This is a genomic window from Methylomonas sp. DH-1 (assembly GCF_046097555.1).
Lineage (GTDB): Bacteria > Pseudomonadota > Gammaproteobacteria > Methylococcales > Methylomonadaceae > Methylomonas > Methylomonas koyamae.
The window spans coordinates 4908558-4925783 of sequence record NZ_CP143089.1; the positions used below are offsets into that span (position 1 = coordinate 4908558).

General features: G+C 54.3%; 17 protein-coding genes, 1 tRNA gene and 1 pseudogene. 7 read left to right on the plus strand and 12 right to left on the minus strand.

The genetic code is table 11. From position 1 onward, the window contains the following. Positions 1-57: 57 nt before the first annotated feature. Together VXJ35_RS22420 and VXJ35_RS22425 are read right to left on the minus strand one after the other, a co-directional pair. Positions 58-351 (minus strand): hypothetical protein, encoded by a 294-nt coding sequence (locus VXJ35_RS22420; RefSeq protein WP_157198264.1) that lies wholly within the window; start codon positions 349-351, stop codon positions 58-60. Between the two features lie 218 nt (positions 352-569). Next, on the minus strand, positions 570-971 hold the full coding sequence (locus tag VXJ35_RS22425) for a hypothetical protein (RefSeq protein WP_064023273.1): 402 nt from the start codon (positions 969-971) through the stop codon (positions 570-572). Positions 972-1225: 254 nt separating this feature from the next. On the opposite strand from VXJ35_RS22425, the gene metG reads away from it, so the two are divergent. The 6 genes and pseudogenes from metG to VXJ35_RS22455 all read left to right on the plus strand — a co-directional run bounded on the left by metG (position 1226) and on the right by VXJ35_RS22455 (position 7217). Further along, a complete protein-coding gene (gene metG, locus VXJ35_RS22430; RefSeq protein ID WP_064023274.1) occupies positions 1226-3274 on the plus strand; it encodes a methionine--tRNA ligase in 2049 nt (682 codons plus the stop codon). Between the two features lie 10 nt (positions 3275-3284). After that, complete coding sequence (locus VXJ35_RS22435; protein WP_064023275.1) at positions 3285-3875, plus strand: RnfABCDGE type electron transport complex subunit B; 591 nt, start codon at positions 3285-3287, stop codon at positions 3873-3875. A 166-nt stretch (positions 3876-4041) separates the two neighbouring features. Continuing rightward, positions 4042-4118 (plus strand) — tRNA-Arg (locus VXJ35_RS22440). Between the two features lie 94 nt (positions 4119-4212). Then, positions 4213-5538: a DUF6538 domain-containing protein gene (locus VXJ35_RS22445; protein WP_064023276.1), complete on the plus strand. Its 1326-nt coding sequence runs from the start codon at positions 4213-4215 to the stop codon at positions 5536-5538. 139 nt (positions 5539-5677) lie between these two features. Then, the gene (locus VXJ35_RS22450) at positions 5678-5920 is read left to right on the plus strand and encodes a hypothetical protein (protein ID WP_157198265.1); all 243 of its coding nucleotides are present in this window, start codon (positions 5678-5680) and stop codon (positions 5918-5920) included. Between the two features lie 317 nt (positions 5921-6237). Then, positions 6238-7217 (plus strand): annotated as a pseudogene (locus VXJ35_RS22455) (IS5 family transposase). Positions 7218-7318: 101 nt separating this feature from the next. Here VXJ35_RS22455 and VXJ35_RS22460 read toward each other — a convergent pair. The 3 genes from VXJ35_RS22460 to VXJ35_RS22470 form a co-directional block, all read right to left on the minus strand. Then, on the minus strand, positions 7319-7708 hold the full coding sequence (locus tag VXJ35_RS22460; protein WP_157198266.1) for a hypothetical protein: 390 nt from the start codon (positions 7706-7708) through the stop codon (positions 7319-7321). Between the two features lie 314 nt (positions 7709-8022). Continuing rightward, positions 8023-8451, minus strand: a complete 429-nt coding sequence (locus VXJ35_RS22465; protein WP_082881046.1) for a lysozyme inhibitor LprI family protein — start codon at positions 8449-8451, stop codon at positions 8023-8025. Between the two features lie 136 nt (positions 8452-8587). After that, positions 8588-9094, minus strand: coding sequence for a hypothetical protein (locus tag VXJ35_RS22470; RefSeq protein WP_064023279.1), 507 nt, complete (start codon positions 9092-9094; stop codon positions 8588-8590). A gap of 132 nt (positions 9095-9226) precedes the next feature. Here VXJ35_RS22470 and VXJ35_RS22475 point away from each other — a divergent pair, with 132 nt between their 5' ends. Beyond that, on the plus strand, positions 9227-10474 hold the full coding sequence (locus tag VXJ35_RS22475) for an IS256 family transposase (RefSeq protein ID WP_064023653.1): 1248 nt from the start codon (positions 9227-9229) through the stop codon (positions 10472-10474). On the opposite strand, the gene VXJ35_RS22480 is transcribed toward VXJ35_RS22475, so the two are convergent. The 7 genes from VXJ35_RS22480 to VXJ35_RS22510 all read right to left on the minus strand — a co-directional run bounded on the left by VXJ35_RS22480 (position 10459) and on the right by VXJ35_RS22510 (position 17056). Continuing rightward, entirely contained in the window at positions 10459-10797 is a 339-nt protein-coding gene (locus VXJ35_RS22480; protein WP_064023280.1) for a hypothetical protein, read from the minus strand. The two genes, VXJ35_RS22475 and VXJ35_RS22480, sit on opposite strands and share 16 nt — an antisense overlap. A 12-nt stretch (positions 10798-10809) precedes the next feature. Then, on the minus strand, positions 10810-10980 hold the full coding sequence (locus VXJ35_RS22485; RefSeq protein WP_157198267.1) for a hypothetical protein: 171 nt from the start codon (positions 10978-10980) through the stop codon (positions 10810-10812). Between the two features lie 57 nt (positions 10981-11037). After that, positions 11038-11631: a recombinase family protein gene (locus VXJ35_RS22490; RefSeq protein WP_064023281.1), complete on the minus strand. Its 594-nt coding sequence runs from the start codon at positions 11629-11631 to the stop codon at positions 11038-11040. Positions 11632-12474: 843 nt separating this feature from the next. Continuing rightward, positions 12475-13653 carry a lytic murein transglycosylase B gene (gene mltB / locus VXJ35_RS22495; protein ID WP_231914812.1) on the minus strand — a complete coding sequence of 393 codons (1179 nt, stop codon included), beginning with the start codon at positions 13651-13653 and terminating at the stop codon, positions 12475-12477. 17 nt (positions 13654-13670) lie between these two features. Continuing rightward, a complete protein-coding gene (locus VXJ35_RS22500) occupies positions 13671-14804 on the minus strand; it encodes a PilT/PilU family type 4a pilus ATPase (protein WP_064023282.1) in 1134 nt (377 codons plus the stop codon). Between the two features lie 16 nt (positions 14805-14820). Then, positions 14821-15858 (minus strand): type IV pilus twitching motility protein PilT, encoded by a 1038-nt coding sequence (locus VXJ35_RS22505; RefSeq protein WP_054759731.1) that lies wholly within the window; start codon positions 15856-15858, stop codon positions 14821-14823. 175 nt (positions 15859-16033) lie between these two features. Then, entirely contained in the window at positions 16034-17056 is a 1023-nt protein-coding gene (locus VXJ35_RS22510; protein ID WP_064023283.1) for an SPFH domain-containing protein, read from the minus strand. Between the last annotated feature and the right edge of the window lie 170 nt (positions 17057-17226).

Sequence of the window (17226 nt, forward strand, 5' to 3'; positions counted from 1 at the left end):
CATCGCGTAGGGGAGGCGCGAACTCGCGATGTCCGGAAAGGCTGGAGTAAGAGCGTATTAGTTTCCGCCTTTGAAAGTGATTTCTAACGCATGCAGCGCATTCGCGCAGTTTTCGTTGCTTTGGTTGCTTGGATTGTCATGGCAGGCTTGGTTTTGGACTTTGGCCTCCTGGATATTGGCCACGTACCAAGCGACCGATTTTGCGCCTTCTTTGGCCGACTCATTGGCAACGGTCACATTCAGGGCAGCGGTTGAACCCAGCAGAACAACTGCGGCGGCTATCAGCATCACGTGTGATTTTTTCATAAAGACTCCTTGGCTAATTGGATTATCGGGAATGATTCCGCTCATGCGCACCTGCATGAGGTGGCGATAATCTAGCAAAGACGCCTAACGTTTAAAATGTGGCCTATTGCCGCGCGACAATATGTCTCTACACTGCGTGATATCACACAATTTTCGCTTAAGGCATCGGCATTGCCGCCGACTTGATGCGTTAGATTTGTGGTGTGTGAAAAAAAGGAAGAAGGAGAAGCGCAATAAGCTGGGTTATTGCGCTTAAAGTGGACTTACTTGATTTTCAACAGCTCTTTGCCGTCGCTGGAAAAATGGCAGATACCGGCTGCGAAGTAGTTGCATTCTTCAGACTGGTCGAGTTTGGCGCCGTTTGGGGTAAGGTGGACTTTTACCGTACAGGAACGCGCTTCGCCTTCGATGTGCTTTTTCAAGACCAGCTCGTTTTCGCCGGCTGCTTTAGCGTCGCCGGATATTTGCGCGGAGCAGGCGTGTTTACCGACTTCATCGGGGTTCGGTTCGAAATCCACATCGGCGGTTACGCTGTATTCGTTGCCCAGCTTGGTGACTTTCAAATGCTGTACATGATTGCCGTCGCGCAAGATGTAATGGTCGGTAGCGGCAAACACAGAGCCGGACGCCAGCAGAGCGACGGCCATAATCAAGCCTTTTTTCATGTTGTAACCTCATCTCTTTTTAAAATTATTCAAGCGGCGCCAGCCAGGCCCGGTTTGCTAACCGGCAGACTGGTGCAATGCTTGAGCGGGAAGCCTCGGCGATTGTACCGCACCGCTCGGCATAACCAAAGGCTGGAAACCCCCGGCAACCGCAGCCGATGTGGCGGACGCCGCCACGCCGCTGGCGGCAATCCATGAAACCCCCGGCGATTTGTGCCATAATCCGCCCTCATTTTTTCCGGCCGATTTCCCCCATGTCCAAGCGAAAAATCCTAGTTACCAGCGCCTTGCCTTATGCCAACGGCCCGATTCACCTCGGCCATCTCGTCGAATACATCCAAACCGACATCTGGGTGCGTTTTCAAAAGCAACGCGGCCACGAATGCTTTTATGTTTGCGCCGACGATACCCATGGCACGCCGATCATGTTGCGCGCCGACAAGGAAGGCATTACCCCGGAACAGTTGATTGCCGACGTGGAAAAACAACACCGCGCCGATTTCGCCGAGTTCGGCGTCGGGTTCGACCAGTACCACAGCACTCATTCTCCGGAAAACCGGGAGTTTTCCGCCTTGATTTACCAGCGCCTGCGCGCCGGCGGCCATATCAGCCAGCGCAGTATCACTCAGGCCTACGACCCCAAAAAAAACATGTTCTTGCCGGACCGCTTCATCAAAGGCGAATGCCCTAAATGCGGTGCGGCCGATCAATACGGCGATAGCTGCGAAGCTTGCGGCGCGACCTATTCGCCGACCGAGCTGAAAAACGCGGTTTCAGCCATTTCCGGCGAGCGGCCGATCGAAAAAGAATCGGAACATTACTTCTTCGAGTTAGGCCATTTCGAGCAAATGTTACGAGAATGGACCACTGCCGGCCACTTGCAACCGGAAGTCGCTAACAAAATGGCGGAATGGCTGGAAAACGGCTTGCAGCAATGGGATATTTCCCGCGACGCCCCCTATTTCGGTTTCGAGATTCCCGATGCCCCCGGCAAATACTTTTACGTCTGGCTGGATGCGCCTATCGGTTATATGGCCAGCTTCAAGCATCTGTGCGACCGGTTGGGCCTGAACTTCGACAGCTTCTGGCAGAAGGACAGCGACGCCGAGTTGTACCATTTCATCGGCAAGGACATCATTTACTTCCATGCCCTATTCTGGCCGGCGATGTTGACCGGCGCCGATTTCCGCACCCCCAGCGCCGTTTTCGCCCACGGTTTTCTGACGGTGAACGGCGAAAAAATGTCCAAATCGCGCGGCACTTTCATCAAGGCCCGCACCTACTTGGACCATCTGAATCCGGAGTACTTGCGCTATTACTTCGCTGCCAAACTTGGTGCCGGCGTCGACGACATCGACTTGAACTTCGACGATTTTTGTCTGCGCGTTAATTCCGACCTGGTCGGCAAAGTCGTCAATATTGCCAGCCGCTGCGCCGGTTTTATTCACAAACGCTTCGCCGGGTTGTTGTCGAATACTTGCGCCGAACCGGCTCTGTTCCAGCAATTCGTCGACGCCAATACGGCGATTGCCGAGCTATACGAACGCCGCGAATTCGGTAAGGCGATGCGGGAAATCATGGCGCTGGCCGATAAAGCCAACCAGTACATAGACGAGAAAAAACCTTGGGTTATCGCCAAGGAAGAAGGCAAAGACGCCGAGCTGCACGACGCCTGTAGCATGGGCATCAACCTGTTCCGGATGCTGGTGGTTTACCTGCGACCGGTGATTCCGGCTTTGGCCGCCAACGCCGAAAGCTTTTTAAATATTCCGCCGCAGGCGTGGCCCGACGTGGTGGAGCCGTTGCTCGGCCACCAAATCAATGCCTTTACGCCGTTGATGACGCGAGTGGAGCCGGACAAAATTGCAGCCATTGTCGAAGCGTCCAAGGAAAACCTGGAAAAAACGCCACCGGTCAAACCAAAATCGGCAAAGGCGGAAGCATCCGCCCCGGCCGCCGACATCGAACCGATCGCCAGCCCGATCGAGATCGACGACTTCGCCAAGATCGATTTGCGCGTCGCCCGCATCGTCAAAGCCGAAGCGGTCGAAGGTGCCGAGAAACTGCTGCAATTGACCGTGGATTTGGGCAACGAAACCCGCAATATTTTCGCCGGCATCAAATCGGCCTATACCCCGGAACAACTGGAAGGCAAACTCACCGTCGTCGTTGCCAACCTGCAGCCGCGGAAAATGCGCTTCGGCACCTCGGAAGGCATGGTGTTGGCGGCCGGACCCGGCGGTAAAGATATTTTCGTGTTATCGCCGGACCAAGGCGCACAGCCGGGCATGCGGATCAAATAAAGCCAAGGGCATGACTGCAACCGAAACCGCGCTAGCCGACCGTATCGACGCCGTTCTGCCGCAAACCCAATGCGGCAAGTGCGGCTACGCCGGCTGCCGGCCTTACGCGGAAGCTATCAGCAGCGGCGACGCGGACATTAACCAATGCCCGCCGGGCGGCGCTAACGGAATTCGGTTGCTCGCGGACTTGCTTGGGGTTGCGGCCAAACCGTTGAACCCGGCATTTGGCGTCGAGCGTCTACGGCTGATCGCGGTGATTAACGAAGCCGAATGCATTGGCTGCACCAAATGCCTGCCGCCGTGTCCGACCGATGCCATTTTGGGCGCCGCCAAACATATGCATACCGTCATCACCGAGCTATGCACCGGTTGCGAATTGTGCGTTGCACCTTGCCCGATGAATTGCATCGCCATGGTTCCGGCCGATAACGCCGATTGGACTCCGGAGGACGCCAGCCTTGCTCGCCTGCGTTATCAAGCGCGCAACCGCCGCTTGGCTAGGCTGGAAGCAGAAAAGGCCGAGCGTCAGCTGCGGCAAAAACAGATGCTGGCAAAACTGCGCTCGGCAAAAAAAAAACGCTTAAGCGCAAGCCGGCCATGACTTTACCGGCTTTTGCCCGTATAATGGCGGCCTTTCTAAACACCTGTAGCTCACACTGGAACGAGCTGATTTACTTTCGGTAAACACAGCGCCGAATTGTAGGTTTTAGAATTACGGTCGAAGCCGATTGACCATATTAAATTATCGTTAGACCGCAAATCACATAGCGCCCGTAGCTCAGCTGGATAGAGCGCAGCCCTCCGGAGGCTGAGGCCAGAGGTTCGAATCCTCTCGGGCGCGCCATTTTATCAGCGTAACTTGCTGATATTCCTGATTATTCAATCGCTTGCTAGGTAACGAGGTGTCACAAAAGGTGACACAAGGGCGGTATCTGGCTATGCTTGTGCGCATGAAGTACCTTCATCAAAAGCAACCCAACGGCGTCTACTATTTCCGTAAGCGTGTCCCCGGTGACTTAGTCGAGAGGGTTGGTAAACGCTTGTGGATGCAGAGTCTAAAGACGAGCGACTTAATAACGGCACAGCTTGCCGCTAAACGTCTGGATCGCGATCTCGAAGCAACATGGGCTAAGCTCCGGCAGCCTCCAGAAAGCCCCATAGTGGAGGCTCAGCGAATTTATGAGGCTCTAACACCAGACGCGGCCAACCCTAGCGGCCTTAGTGGTACAGACATTTATCTTGATTGCCTTGAGGGGAAGCAGCCGATTGAGTTAGTGGCCGAATATGAAGGCTCCCTCCGCATGTTAGATGATCCCTCCGCTAACTTGTCCAACACTGAAAAAAAGGTACTCGACTTGATAGTAGGCCGGCCGGTTACTCTGTCGGATGCTGTGGCTTATTACATCGAAATGAGCGGCAAGCGGAATGACCGGAAATTTACGCAGTCGGTACGGCAGGCTTTAGCGTTCTTCGTTGATGCTCTAGGCGATAGGCCAATCGATCAATACAAGCGCCGTGAGGTTGAAGAGCGGCTCGTTAGTGGCGTTCAATCTGAGGGACTGAAGACGGCGACGGTCTCACGGCGGCTATCCACCGTAAAGTCAGCGGTGAATAAAGCCATCCTCAATCTTGAGTACTCGTTCAAGAACCCTTTCGAGAAGCACACTATCCCAGGGCTCCGCGACGATGAAGACTCCCGCTCTAGCCTCACGGCAGAACAGCAGGCCGCCTTACTCGCCTTGCTCGACAAGCCTGAGAACAGCGATACATTGAACGGGCTTCGTATTCTATTTGATACCGGTATGCGCGTTTCCGAGTGTGTCGGCTTACGGATTGAGGATGTACACCTAGAAGCCGACATCCCTTATATCAAGTTACACCGTAACCCTTTGCGAAGGCTGAAGACCAAACAAAGCCAACGCTCAATTCCCTTGATTGGTTACGCCTTGATGGGTATTAAACTCCAGCTTGAACTTAGTCAAGGCGGCGAGTGGCTATTCCCAAGGTACATCGATCTGGAGCGCGAAGAGGTTAAGAACGATGGTGCCTCAAACGCGATGAACGGGCGCTTGAAGGCTTTGGGGTTTACCTGTCATTGTCTACGCCATAACTTAAAGGATCGACTCCGACTCGCGGATGTTTCGATGGATCACATTAGAGAACTTCAAGGCTGGAGCCGCAGCGATCAGGCGAGCCGATACGGGGAGATGTCCCTACTCGGGGTACTCCATGACAAACTAAAGAGGATTGAAATTTTGAGTTGATTGCCGGGGTTGGGGGCTGTTGCTTTTAATTCCCCTAATTAGGGGTAACGACATGATTTATAAAGAAAAAATAGTTGACGCCTCGTTTTATACCGGCTTACTCTGTTGTCTCCGTTTAGTAGTCAATTGAGGCTTAACCATGTTTCTTAGAATCAACTCCCGTGCTATTGCCTTTGGTTTTGGTAGCGGTTCAACTCCCGCTGAAGGCTCTGCCGATCTGCTTTATCTGGACACAACCCTCCCTTATTTCGGCATCGGTCGCCACAGTATTAGCCTATGGCGCTATACCGAATGTACTCGCTCTGGTTTCTGGATGTTTAAGGGCGAGGAAGAGTTCTGCTTAGGCTGGGGGCCATCCGCGTTGGTTTACGATTGGCATTAAGCGGTGTCCATTGGCTAGGCTTAGTCTGTGGTACTCAGGGCTGCCCGCTGTCGCTCGCTGGTGTTCAGCCCATGCTACCCTAGCGGGTGCTGCCGGCTCGCCTCTCTGCACCTAACCACAACTAAAATCGAGTAGGAGTCCCACGTCTGGGATGGTCGCGGGGCCGGCCTATGGGGGACTTTTCACGCTCGTAGTGATTCAGAAGACCACACGGAAATTTACAATAAATTTTGCGTTGTTACTTAGGGAGGCGCTGATTAAATCCCTCGTCAGGAGATGGGATAATATCCCCCATCTGATCGTACCGAGACAAGCCGATGAATGCCCCCACCCAAACCAGTTTTGCCGAACTTGAATATGCCAGCAAAAAACGCCAAACCCGGCGGGAAAAATTTCTGGCGGAAATGGAGCAAGTGGTGCCCTGGACATTACTGTTGGCCCAACTCGAACCGCATTATCCGCAGAGCGGTCGCCGCGGCCGGCAACCGATGGCATTGAATCGCATGCTCCGTATCTACTGCATGCAACAATGGTTCAGCTACTCGGACCGACAAATACCCACAGGGCACAAGTGGAAGATGCACTGTATGAAATCGAGAGCATTCGGCGTTTTGCCGGTTTTGGTAGCGTTACCGAAGCGCTGCCGGACGAAACCACGATTCTCAACTTCCGTCACTGGCTGGAGAAGCACAAGTTGACGGAGGTGCTGCTATCGACGGTCAACGACCACCTGAAAAACCAAGGCCTGTTGGTCTCCAAGGGTACGATGGTCGACGCCACGATTGTTCACGCGCCGAGCTCGACCAAGAATCAGGATCAAGCACGCGATCCGGCCATGCATCAAACCAAGAAAGGCAATCAGTGGTATTTCGGGATGAAAATCCACGTCGGCGCCGACGTCAATTCAGGGGCCGTACACAGTGTAACGGTGACCTCGGCCAACACGGCTGACATCGTGGAATTACCCAAGCTGCTCCGCGAAGACGATCAAGTCATCTTTGCCGATGCCGGCTACACCAGCGACGACTACAAAAAAGGCTCGCGGCATCTGGGACTGAGCTGGTGCGTCAACGACAAGCGCAAGCCCGGCAAAAACCTGTCGAGCCGCCAGCGTAAGCGCAACCGAAAATATTCGTCGGTCCGCGCCCGTGTCGAGCACATTTTTAGGATCATCAAGTGCCAGTTCGGCTTTCGCAAGACTCGCTACCGAGGCTTGGAGAAGAACACAGCCCAGGTGAACTGGCTGGTGGCTTTGGCCAATTTGTATCTGCTGCGCCGCCAGTTGATGGCGGCCTAGGCCGAAATCCGTCTACCGTGCGCCCAAACACGGTAGACGGGAATAAAAAACGCAGGAATTGGGGCTATTTGAACGATCCGTCAGCGCATGTTTGTAAAAAATTACGCTTGGGTCGCAAGGCGCGGCTTGCGGTTTGATTTGTTCAGCGCTTCCTTAGGTAACAGGTAATTAACCCGCCCCTCATACATTACCCCGCCATACCAAGCCCCTTTCTGTTCATTACTGCGTAATTTCTTTTTGGCTGGTTTGGTACTGTCTAGGTAGTCTGTAAGTTCTGTCGGGCGGCCTTTTAGCGTAGCAATGGTGTCAGCTTCGGCTTGCTCCAATAGAGCCTCTAATACATCCCTTTGGGTTTTGTCTTGGTGCCGCGCCAGCCGTTCGAGTTTGCGCTTAGCTGTCACACTTAGGATGATGTTTAGTCGTTCCCCTAGGGCTTGATCTCGTTGCCGGTCCCGATAAGCCTTCTGGATTTCTGCATTGCTCTTAGCCATATAGCTTCCCTTGTCGTTATTACTGCGTAATGTACAGTACATGGGGCTGCTGTGGTTAACAGTTTGTTAAACAAGATTGACTAGCGTTCGAACTAATATGATTATTGTTTAACATTTATTCTTTGGGGAACTGCATGGCGCTTGGTAGGCTCATTGGTCGGTTATTAAATTTCATCTTTCTTGGCTTGGTTATCGGGGCTTTTATGGGCGAGGTGTCCTGGTCTTTGGTTGGCTGGTCGGTCCCTGCTTTCGTTATTCTGAGTTTCCTTGTCGGTTTTATTGGTGGGCGTCTCGGTTAGTGCTTTCCGGTTGTGCTAACGATATGTCTCTTGCATCGTGCGTATGATCCCGACTAGCTCCCTTGTTCTTGCTTGTGTCGTAGTGCGTAAACATGCGCCATATGCTTCCCCAAACATGGCTCCAAGGCGGCCAATCCCGTTTGCTATAGTTTGCAACTCACATTGTTTCTCGGCGTAGATTTTCCATGCTTTTTGGGAGTCTCTTATGGCTGCTTTTGCTTCGTCGCTATCGGAGGTGTTTAATAGCTGCTTAAGTGTTTGTTCCATTTCAAACTCGGCTGATTCCCGCTCCCTTCCGATACATTGTTTGCGGCTGTAGCCGTTTAGGGAGTCGAAATTAGTACAATCCACCGTCATATCGAACGCCGCCGAGTACGCACAGGTACTAGCTCCAATGAGTGCGGTTAGTATTGCTCCAGTGAGTATTTGTAAGCTTGGTTGCATTTTTAGGTAGTCTCAGTTTTAGTAAACACTACAGATGGCTCGTGCCGGGCGCTCTTGTCAGGATTAAGGACTTTGGGCACAGAGCGAGCAATTTGCTCATTCCAAGGATGCACACTCCGTGCCCGTTAGGTGTTAGTTATTCGTCTTCGTCGGTCTCTCGGAGGAGGTCCCTCAAGGCGTTAAATAGTGGCTTACTGTAGAGTTCAAGCGCATCCGCAACTATTTCGACGTCCTGCCTTGCGAGGGTCCGGCCGAAGGTAGAGGCCAACTTATCGGCAATTTCCTTTGTTTTCTTATCTCTCCAATCGTCATCATAACGCACTTCGGGTCCGGCAGCCCTGAGCCGCCTTTTAGCCTCGTCCCATGTTCCCGGCATTGGCATATCCGGAAACCTCTTTTCAAACTCGCTGATAGTTTTCCGCATGTTTCCGGTGGTCCCGTCGCTTATCCCTGTCTTTTTCACAATGTCCTTTTTTGTATAACGGTTGGCTTTGTAGTGGTTGAGTAGGTTGAGTCTCCAGGCTGCTTTTTTCCGGTCCCACTGGGTGAACGGTAGTTTATAGTCTGAGTTGCTATCTAGGGCTTTGTCTAGCGCTTGTTGTAATGTTCCCTCAAACACTTTGACCTGTACCGAATCCAACATGCCTGCCTTTTTGTAGGCTTCAATTCGGTGGGAGCTATAACTGAATCTGGTGTTTGGTAGTTGAAGAGAAGCGGCGTATCTGGTTGATTATTTGTGACCAAACAAAACGATCAAAACCAAGGATACGCCACCATGAAGAAGAGTAATGTAATCGACCTGTCGAGTCGAGAAGAGAACGCCGATCTTTTGACCGATCTGATTCGTCAAGGCGCGCGGAAGTTAATAGCGCAAGCCATCGATGCCGAATTGGCTTCCTATCTGGAAGCCTTCAGCGAACGGAAGTTAGGCGATGGTCGGGCCGCCGTCGTGCGTAACGGATTCCAACCTGAGCGTGAGATTCAGACAGGCATTGGCCCCGTAGCGGTGAAGGTTCCCAAGGTTCGGGCAAAAGACGGCCAAGGGGCTACCTTTCGTTCGGCGTTGGTGCCACCGTATGTGCGCAAGACACGTTCCTTATCGGCTGCATTGCCCTGGTTATACTTGAAAGGTATCTCCAGCGGTGAAATGGAAGCCGCACTGGAAGTCCTGGTTGGCCCGGATGCCACGGGGTTATCAGCCAGCACCGTGGCCCGTTTGAAACGCGAGTGGGCGGCGGAATATAACGATTGGCGAACCCGTCGCCTGGACCGAGATCAGTGGGTCTATATCTGGGCTGATGGCATCTACAGCGGGCTGCGAGCGGAAGATGTCAAGCTGTGTGCCTTGATCATCATCGGGGTCAATGAGCGCGGGGAAAAACGATTTCTGGCGATTGAAGACGGTGTGCGCGAATCGACGCAGAGTTGGCGGGAAGTATTGCTGGGCTTGAAAGCACGCGGTATGAACAGTCCCAAACTAGCCATTGGTGACGGCGCAACGGGTCTCTGGGCCGCGCTGGACGAGGTTTACAGCGACACCCGACAACAACGCTGCTGGGTGCATAAAATGAACAACGTCCTGAACCGCGTTCCAAAAGCGGTGCAACCCAAGATGAAGCAGTCGCTGTACGACATTTGGCAGGCTGACACCCAAAAGAACGCCGAACGCGCCTTCGACCAGTTCGCCTCACTCTATGACGCCAAATATCCCAAGGCGGTTGAATGTCTGTATCGCGACCGGCATGAACTGCTGGCCTTCTATGACTTTCCGGCTCAGCACTGGCAAAGCATTCGAACAACCAACCCCATCGAATCAACCTTCGCCACTATTCGCCATCGCACCAAGCGTGCCAAAGGCTGTCTCGCCCGCGATGGCATGTTGCACATGCTATTCAAACTGGGACAAACGGCTGAGAAAACCTGGCGACGCCAGCGAGGATTTGATTATCTCGCCAAAGTGATTACCGGGGTTCCGTTCAAGGACGGCATTGAGCTAGAAACCGGCAATCAGATCGCCGCTTGATCAAGGCCTGAACACCAGATTTGACAATAGCTCTCTATACATACCCAACCCTCTCCGGCCCAGAATATATCGACAGGTGCTAGTAATGCTGCCTCTTTATCGCGGGTGAGTACCCCAGCGAGGTCTTCTACATGTTGCTTGCTGGCTGCCTCCCAGGTGTCCCGATACTGGAATATGCCCTCAATAATGACTATTTCTCTTGTACTGAGGAAGGTTGGGTTAGTTTCTGGTTTTGGCTTGCCGTTCGCCACACATTCCCGTAATGCGTTGATTGCTTCTTTAAACTCTAGGCCGGCTTGGCTTAACTGCTTCAGTTGCTTCATTCGTGCTAGTCCTTAGTTAGCTTTGTTAGCGTTCCGGTGCTGTTCCAGTATCAAGGTTAAGCACTGGTTGTTGTTTAGGTGCACCCGGTGCCGGCTTTCGTACTCCCGCTGGAAATCCTTCAGGTAATCGAAGGCGGCAAGCGGCAGCGCAAAAGATCGGTATATTTTAGGTTGTTGGTTCATTCTGCATTCCATATAAGGTATTGAATTAAAAGGCGTTCTACTGCTAGAGGGGCCGGTTCAAATCTTTGGTTCTGCGGGTGTTGTTTTCATCATCCGCTGAAGTGTGGAAAGCGAGATATTCAACGTCTTAGCCGTGTTCCTCCAGGATGAACCGGACGCAAGCAGGGTTTCGGCTTTACTCTTCAGTTCGGCATTATCGACCTTTACAGGGCGGCCCAGTTTCGCGCCGTCGGCTTTCTTCTGAGCCAGCTTAGCTTTGGTACGCTCACTGATAATCTGCCGCTCAAACTCCGATATAGCGGCGAGCATGTTAAGTGTAAGGTTGGATTGTGCGGAGTTATCCAGAGTACCCAACCCCAGCACCACAAGGACCACGCCGCGCTCAATTAAGGTTCTAACGGTTGCAATCACGTCCAGTATATCGCGTCCCAGGCGGTCCAGCTTCGTGACTACCAGCGTGTCTCCGGTACTGAGTCTATCGTTCAACCGCTGGAATTGCTCCCGCTGCAAGGCTGGGATTTTGCCGCTCACGCCTTGTTCAGTAAAGACTCGATCCGGCTCTACCGCGTAGCCGGCTCCGGCGATCTGGGTTAATTGTTGCTCGGTGGTCTGGTCCTTGGTTGAAACTCTGAGATAGGCAAAGGTCGGCATGGTGGGCGCTCCCGTTATGTATTAAAAACGGGGTTGATTATCTCGGTACACTGTATCCATGTCAATACCCCATTAAAGAATACACTTTGAGTGTACCGATTCGCGTAGTCAAAAACGAACGTTAAAGAATACGCTTAGGGTGCCATGTCTGTCGGGGCCATCTTGCAATCCTTGTAAGACGCCAAGCCACAACGCCGCGCGCTTAGTGCTTTAACTCGATTTGGTGTGCTGTTTCAAGTCGCTCGGCCCTAGATGGGTTGACGGGCCGGCCTATGGGGGACTTTCGACGTGCATTGTGGTTCAGAAGACCACACGGAAATTTATAGTATTGACGGCTTCTCTCGTTATGCTAAAGGTAACACAAAGGGGTACACACCGTCCCTTGCATTGCTCCAAGACATGTATAAAATATCCTTATCTTTCAACATCCTAGCGAGGATGAAAATCGGCATGTCGTGCTTCTCGGGCGCGCCATTTTATCAGTGTAACTTGCTGATATTCCTGATTATTCAATAGATTGCCAGGTACCAGGTGTCACAACGGCGGCTCCGGCTGTGCTTGTGGACATGAAATACCTTCATCAAAAGCGGCTCAACGGGGTTTATTACTTCCGCCGCCAAACAGGCCTCTAACTCGACGCCTGGAAAGTCAGCCTTCGCGCGTTAGACCACCCTCCGCTGATTTGGTTAATACCGAAAATGAAGCCGCTGGCTTTGATAGCGGGCAGGCCGAACGGTCGGCAAAGGGTGTGAATTCAGTAAGCTGCTACGCCATTTCGCGACATAGTTTTAGGGAACGCCAAATCGATATCCGGAGGCGGCGTAAATGCCAACTTCGCCTCGATCAATTGTCGCCTAAGTTTGCAGGCGATCCGGCGAGCCGTTGGTAACCGCTCTTGATGGCCTGCGCCAGTTCGTGCACGGCCATTGCGTAATGCGTACTGTGGTTGTAGCGGGTAATCACGTAGAAATTCGGATGGCCCAGCAAATACTCGTCGTTGCTTTGGTGCCGGAGCAACACCAGCCGCAGCGGATAATCGCAGCCGCAATGGCCGGCCGGTTCGATACCGGCTTGGGCCAACGTGCCGAGCGGATATTCGTGGTCGATACCCGGTTCCAGGCTATCGATACCGCTATAGCTGCCCCGGGTCCGGCTCACCACCGGTTGGCCGTTGCGCCAGCCGTGCTGGGCAAAATAATTGGCGACGCTGCCGATCGCATCCTCCGGATTCCATAAATCGCGGCGACCGTCGCCGTTGAAATCCACGGCCCACTGCAAAAAGCTGCTGGGCATGAACTGGCCCAACCCCATCGCCCCGGCGAACGAGCCGACCGGTTTGCCGGGGTCGATACCTTCGCTACGCGCCATCAGTAAGAAGCTCTCCAGCTCGCTTCGGAAAAATTCGCCGCGGCGTTGGTAATCGAAACCCAATGTGGTCAGCGCATCGATCACCCGGTGGTTGCCGACGAAGCCGCCGAAAGTGGTTTCCACTGCCATGATGCCGAGAATGTACTCGGCCGGGACGCCATATTGCTGGCTGGCGCGCTGCAAGGCGGCCTGGTGTGTGCGCCAGAACGCTACGCCGCCATCGATATGCCGGGCATCCAGAAATTGGGAACGGTAGCGGGTCCAGCCGCCTTTACTCGGTTTGCCTTTCAAACCTTGGTCGGATTTGGCCAGATAATCCAGCGTCCATTGCTTGCGCTTGGCTTGCGAGAACAAACCGTTCAAATATTCCCGATCGAAACCGTGCTTTTGCACCATCTGCTCGATAAATTGCGTCAGCACCGGATAGCCGGCGTAATCGCCGCTGACCGCGGCGGCGCGGTAGCCGCCGACGCTGGCAAAAGGTCTCAGGTCGGGTCGGATATGGGCGGATTGGCTGGGCGGATTGGGTTTGACCGCTGCCGACGCCCGGGGTTGGTTATGCGGCGGCTCGGAGGCGCAGCCGAATAGTGCCGCGGCCAACGCCGCGGCAGCGGCAAATTTGAATATCGGGCTAACTGAGATTAAGTGTGGCAAAAGGGCTGAATCCGGGTTTATTTATAAAGGCTGCCTCCATCTTCGTCGTTCTCGGCCAGCGACATGCCGGCGGTTTCGAAATTGACGTTCTCGGCCCCCAGTTTGATCATCAGGCGGACTTCGTTGCGGGAGTCGGCAGCGTGTAGAGCATCTTCGTAACTAATTTTACCGGCTGTGTACAGATCGTAAAGCGCCTGGTCGAAAGTCTGCATGCCATGCTCGCGCGAGTTTTTCATCAGCTCCTTCAATTTATGCACTTCGCCTTTGCGCACCAGGTCGGCGACCAACGGCGTATTCAACAGAATTTCGATGGCCGGATAGCGGCCCTTGCCGTCGGCGCGTTGGATCAATTGTTGGGCGACGATCCCGCGCAGATTCAGCGACAAATCCATGAACAACTGGCTGTGCATGTCTTCGGGGAAGAAATGTAAAATCCGGTCCAGCGCCTGGTTGGCGTTGTTGGCGTGCAGCGTGCAGACGCAGAGATGGCCGGTCTCGGCAAAGGTAATCGCGTGTTGCATCGTCTCGCGGGTGCGAACCTCGCCGATCAGAATCACGTCCGGCGCCTGGCGCAGGGTGTTTTTCAAAGCCACTTCGAACGATTCGGTATCCAGCCCCACTTCGCGCTGAGTAATGATGCAGCCCTGGTGCGGATGGATGAACTCGATCGGATCTTCGATGGAAATGATGTGGCCGCTGCTGTTTTCGTTGCGGTGGCGAATCAAGGCCGCCAACGAGGTCGATTTACCGGTACCGGTCGCGCCGACGAACATCACCAGGCCGCGCTTGTGCATGATCAATTCTTTCAACACCGGCGGCAGATGCAATTCTTCCGCGGTCGGAATCGTGGTTTCGATCCGGCGCAACACCATGCCGGCGGAATCGCGCTGGGTAAAGGCGCTGACCCGGAATCGGCCCAGGCTGTGCGCGCTTAATGCAAATTGGCATTCCTTGGTGTTTTCGAATTCGTCGCGCTGGCGCTGCGACATGATGCCGAGTACCAGTTTCATGGTTTGGTCGCTGGTCAGCGGCGTCTTCGAGACTTCGACGACTTTGCCGTTGACTTTCATCGACGGCGGCCGCCCGGCGGTGATGAATAAATCCGAAGCCCGTTTTTCCACCATCAATGCCAATAGCGCGGTAAAGTCCATCAGTCCTCCTCGCCAATCAGCGGAACATGTCTTTATTGACGGCTCGGGTCATCGCCGCTTTGGCGGTAATCAGGCCCTTGTCGACCAACTCTTTTAAATTTTGGTCCAGCGTCTGCATGCCGTCCTTGCGCCCGGTTTGAATCGCCGAATACATCTGTGCCACCTTGGCTTCGCGGATCAGGTTGCGGATCGCCGGGGTACCGACCATGATCTCGTGCGCAGCGATCCGGCCGCCCCCGACTTTCTTCAACAGCGTTTGCGAAATAACCGCCTGCAACGATTCCGATAGCATGGCGCGGATCATGTCTTTCTCGGCGGCCGGGAACACGTCGATAATCCGGTCTATGGTCTTGGCGGCGGAGGTGGTGTGCAGGGTGCCGAACACCAAGTGGCCGGTTTCGGCCGCGGTCAGCGCCAAACGAATGGTTTCCAGGTCGCGCATCTCGCCGACCAGGATGATGTCCGGGTCTTCCCGCAAAGCAGAACGCAACGCTTCGTTGAATCCTAGCGTGTCGCGGTGGACTTCGCGCTGGTTGATCAGCGACTTCTGGCTTTCGTGGACGAACTCGATCGGGTCCTCGACGGTCAGGATGTGGGCATAATCGTTGTTGTTGATGTGGTTGATCATCGCCGCCAACGTGGTGGATTTACCGGAACCGGTCGGTCCGGTCACCAGGATCAAGCCGCGCGGTTTGGTACACAATTCCTGGAAAAACTTGGGTGCATCCAGCTCTTCCAAGGTCAGGACTTTCGACGGAATGGTGCGGAATACCGCGCCGGCGCCGCGGTCCTGGTTGAAGGCGTTGACCCGGAACCGGGCCACGCCGGGCAAGGCGAAGGAAAAGTCGGTTTCCAGAAACTCTTCGTAGTCGCGGCGCTGTTTGTCGTTCATGATGTCGTAAATCAACGCATGCACTTCCTTATGATTCAGCGCCGGGATGTTGATCCGGCGAATATCGCCGTCCACCCGTATCATCGGCGGCAAACCGGCGGAAAGGTGCAAGTCGGAGGCTTTATTCTTGACGGAAAACGTCAGCAGTTCGGCGATATCCATGGTCGATTCCCAACGGTGTAAATGTCGTTGCCAAGGATAGTACACAAATGAAAACTGGCGGCCGCCCGGGCCGCATTTTTCCGGCACTTAGCCGGCTGATCTGGCTTTTTACCGGCATGGCATCGCCGGACGGCCAGCGTCGCAGCGGTAATGGCGGCCGCGTTGCCGGCTCGCCTTACAAACCGTCCAAAATGCTTTTTTTCTTCTCGGCGTACTCTTCGGCGGTGATCAATTCGGCTTCGAACAGTTTTTTCAGCTGCGCCAGTTTTTCCATCGGATCGGCGGGTGCAGCCTGGGTGGGTGCGGCCGGCGCCGCAGCGGGTTGGTTCATCGCTTGCGCCATGGTTTGGCCGAAACTGATGCCGGCGCCCAAGCCCATACCCATGCCCGCGCCGCCGCCTTCGTTGCGGGCGGCTTCGCGCATCGCTTCCAGTTGCTGGATGCGGGCGTAGTCCAGACCGACTTCCTTGGCGGCCTGGGCCTCGGCGGTCATATCGGCGATGCGGTTGACGCGTTTCAAGGTTTCTTCGTCGAAGTCGGTGCCTTCGATCCGAAAATCGGTGAGGGCAAAGCCGAGCTCGGCGAACTGCGGCAACAACTTTTGCATCACGCCGGCGGCGATTTCCTCGCGGTTGGTGTCGATGTCCAGATAGCCGAAACGGCTGGTGGCCAGAAAATCGGCCAGCGGCTGGCTGAGGCGGGCGACGATGACGCTGCGCAACTGCTCGGTGGTAAACAGGTTTTGTTCGCCGACCACGTTGACGAAAAACTGGGCGGGTTCGGCCAGACGGTAACTGTAATTGCCGTAAGCGCGCAGCCCGACCGGAAATTTGTAGGTCGGATCCAGGTACTTGATCTGCGAGCTGGTGCCCCACTTCTGGTCCAGAATCACGGTCTTGCGGTAGAAATAGATGCCGACCTTGTACTGGCTTTCGAAGAATTGCATGAAGCTGGCAATCGTGGTCCAGAACGGGATGTTGTCGGTTTGCAGATTGTAGGAACCTTCGCTGTCGAACACCGCCTGCACCTTGCCGCGGTAGACGAAAATACAGCCCTGGCCGGGGCCGACGATCAGCGTCGAGGCGTTTTTGATTTCGTCGCCATTGTCGGTCCATTGTTCGAACAAGGCGTTTGGTGCCGGATTTTGCCATTCGATGACCGAACGCAATTGGCGTTGCAAACCGTCGAAAAGTCCCATGCGTGTCTCCTGTGGATTTTTTGAATTGGGTGTTCGTTTGGCGCGCCCGCCGCGTGGGCATCGGCAGGCCGATGTTTAACCACGCCGTTCGGCAAAACGACTAGACTTAGCTGCAGAACGGGTTTGCCCGCCCCGCGCAGCCGACGCTATCGGCGCACCGGGCAGCAAGC

Coding starts and splice junctions, on each gene's coding strand:
- VXJ35_RS22435 (WP_064023275.1), top strand. CDS start 3,285: ATGACTGCAACCGAAACCGCGCTAGCCGACCGTATCGACGCCGTTCTG.
- VXJ35_RS22425 (WP_064023273.1), bottom strand. CDS start 971: ATGAAAAAAGGCTTGATTATGGCCGTCGCTCTGCTGGCGTCCGGCTCT.
- VXJ35_RS22480 (WP_064023280.1), bottom strand. CDS start 10,797: ATGAAGCAACTGAAGCAGTTAAGCCAAGCCGGCCTAGAGTTTAAAGAA.
- VXJ35_RS22470 (WP_064023279.1), bottom strand. CDS start 9,094: ATGTTGGATTCGGTACAGGTCAAAGTGTTTGAGGGAACATTACAACAA.
- VXJ35_RS22420 (WP_157198264.1), bottom strand. CDS start 351: ATGAGCGGAATCATTCCCGATAATCCAATTAGCCAAGGAGTCTTTATG.
- VXJ35_RS22505 (WP_054759731.1), bottom strand. CDS start 15,858: ATGGATATCGCCGAACTGCTGACGTTTTCCGTCAAGAATAAAGCCTCC.
- VXJ35_RS22510 (WP_064023283.1), bottom strand. CDS start 17,056: ATGGGACTTTTCGACGGTTTGCAACGCCAATTGCGTTCGGTCATCGAA.
- VXJ35_RS22475 (WP_064023653.1), top strand. CDS start 9,227: ATGAAGAAGAGTAATGTAATCGACCTGTCGAGTCGAGAAGAGAACGCC.
- VXJ35_RS22465 (WP_082881046.1), bottom strand. CDS start 8,451: ATGCAACCAAGCTTACAAATACTCACTGGAGCAATACTAACCGCACTC.
- metG (WP_064023274.1), top strand. CDS start 1,226: ATGTCCAAGCGAAAAATCCTAGTTACCAGCGCCTTGCCTTATGCCAAC.
- VXJ35_RS22490 (WP_064023281.1), bottom strand. CDS start 11,631: ATGCCGACCTTTGCCTATCTCAGAGTTTCAACCAAGGACCAGACCACC.
- VXJ35_RS22445 (WP_064023276.1), top strand. CDS start 4,213: ATGCTTGTGCGCATGAAGTACCTTCATCAAAAGCAACCCAACGGCGTC.
- VXJ35_RS22485 (WP_157198267.1), bottom strand. CDS start 10,980: ATGAACCAACAACCTAAAATATACCGATCTTTTGCGCTGCCGCTTGCC.
- VXJ35_RS22450 (WP_157198265.1), top strand. CDS start 5,678: ATGTTTCTTAGAATCAACTCCCGTGCTATTGCCTTTGGTTTTGGTAGC.
- VXJ35_RS22500 (WP_064023282.1), bottom strand. CDS start 14,804: ATGGACTTTACCGCGCTATTGGCATTGATGGTGGAAAAACGGGCTTCG.
- VXJ35_RS22460 (WP_157198266.1), bottom strand. CDS start 7,708: ATGGCTAAGAGCAATGCAGAAATCCAGAAGGCTTATCGGGACCGGCAA.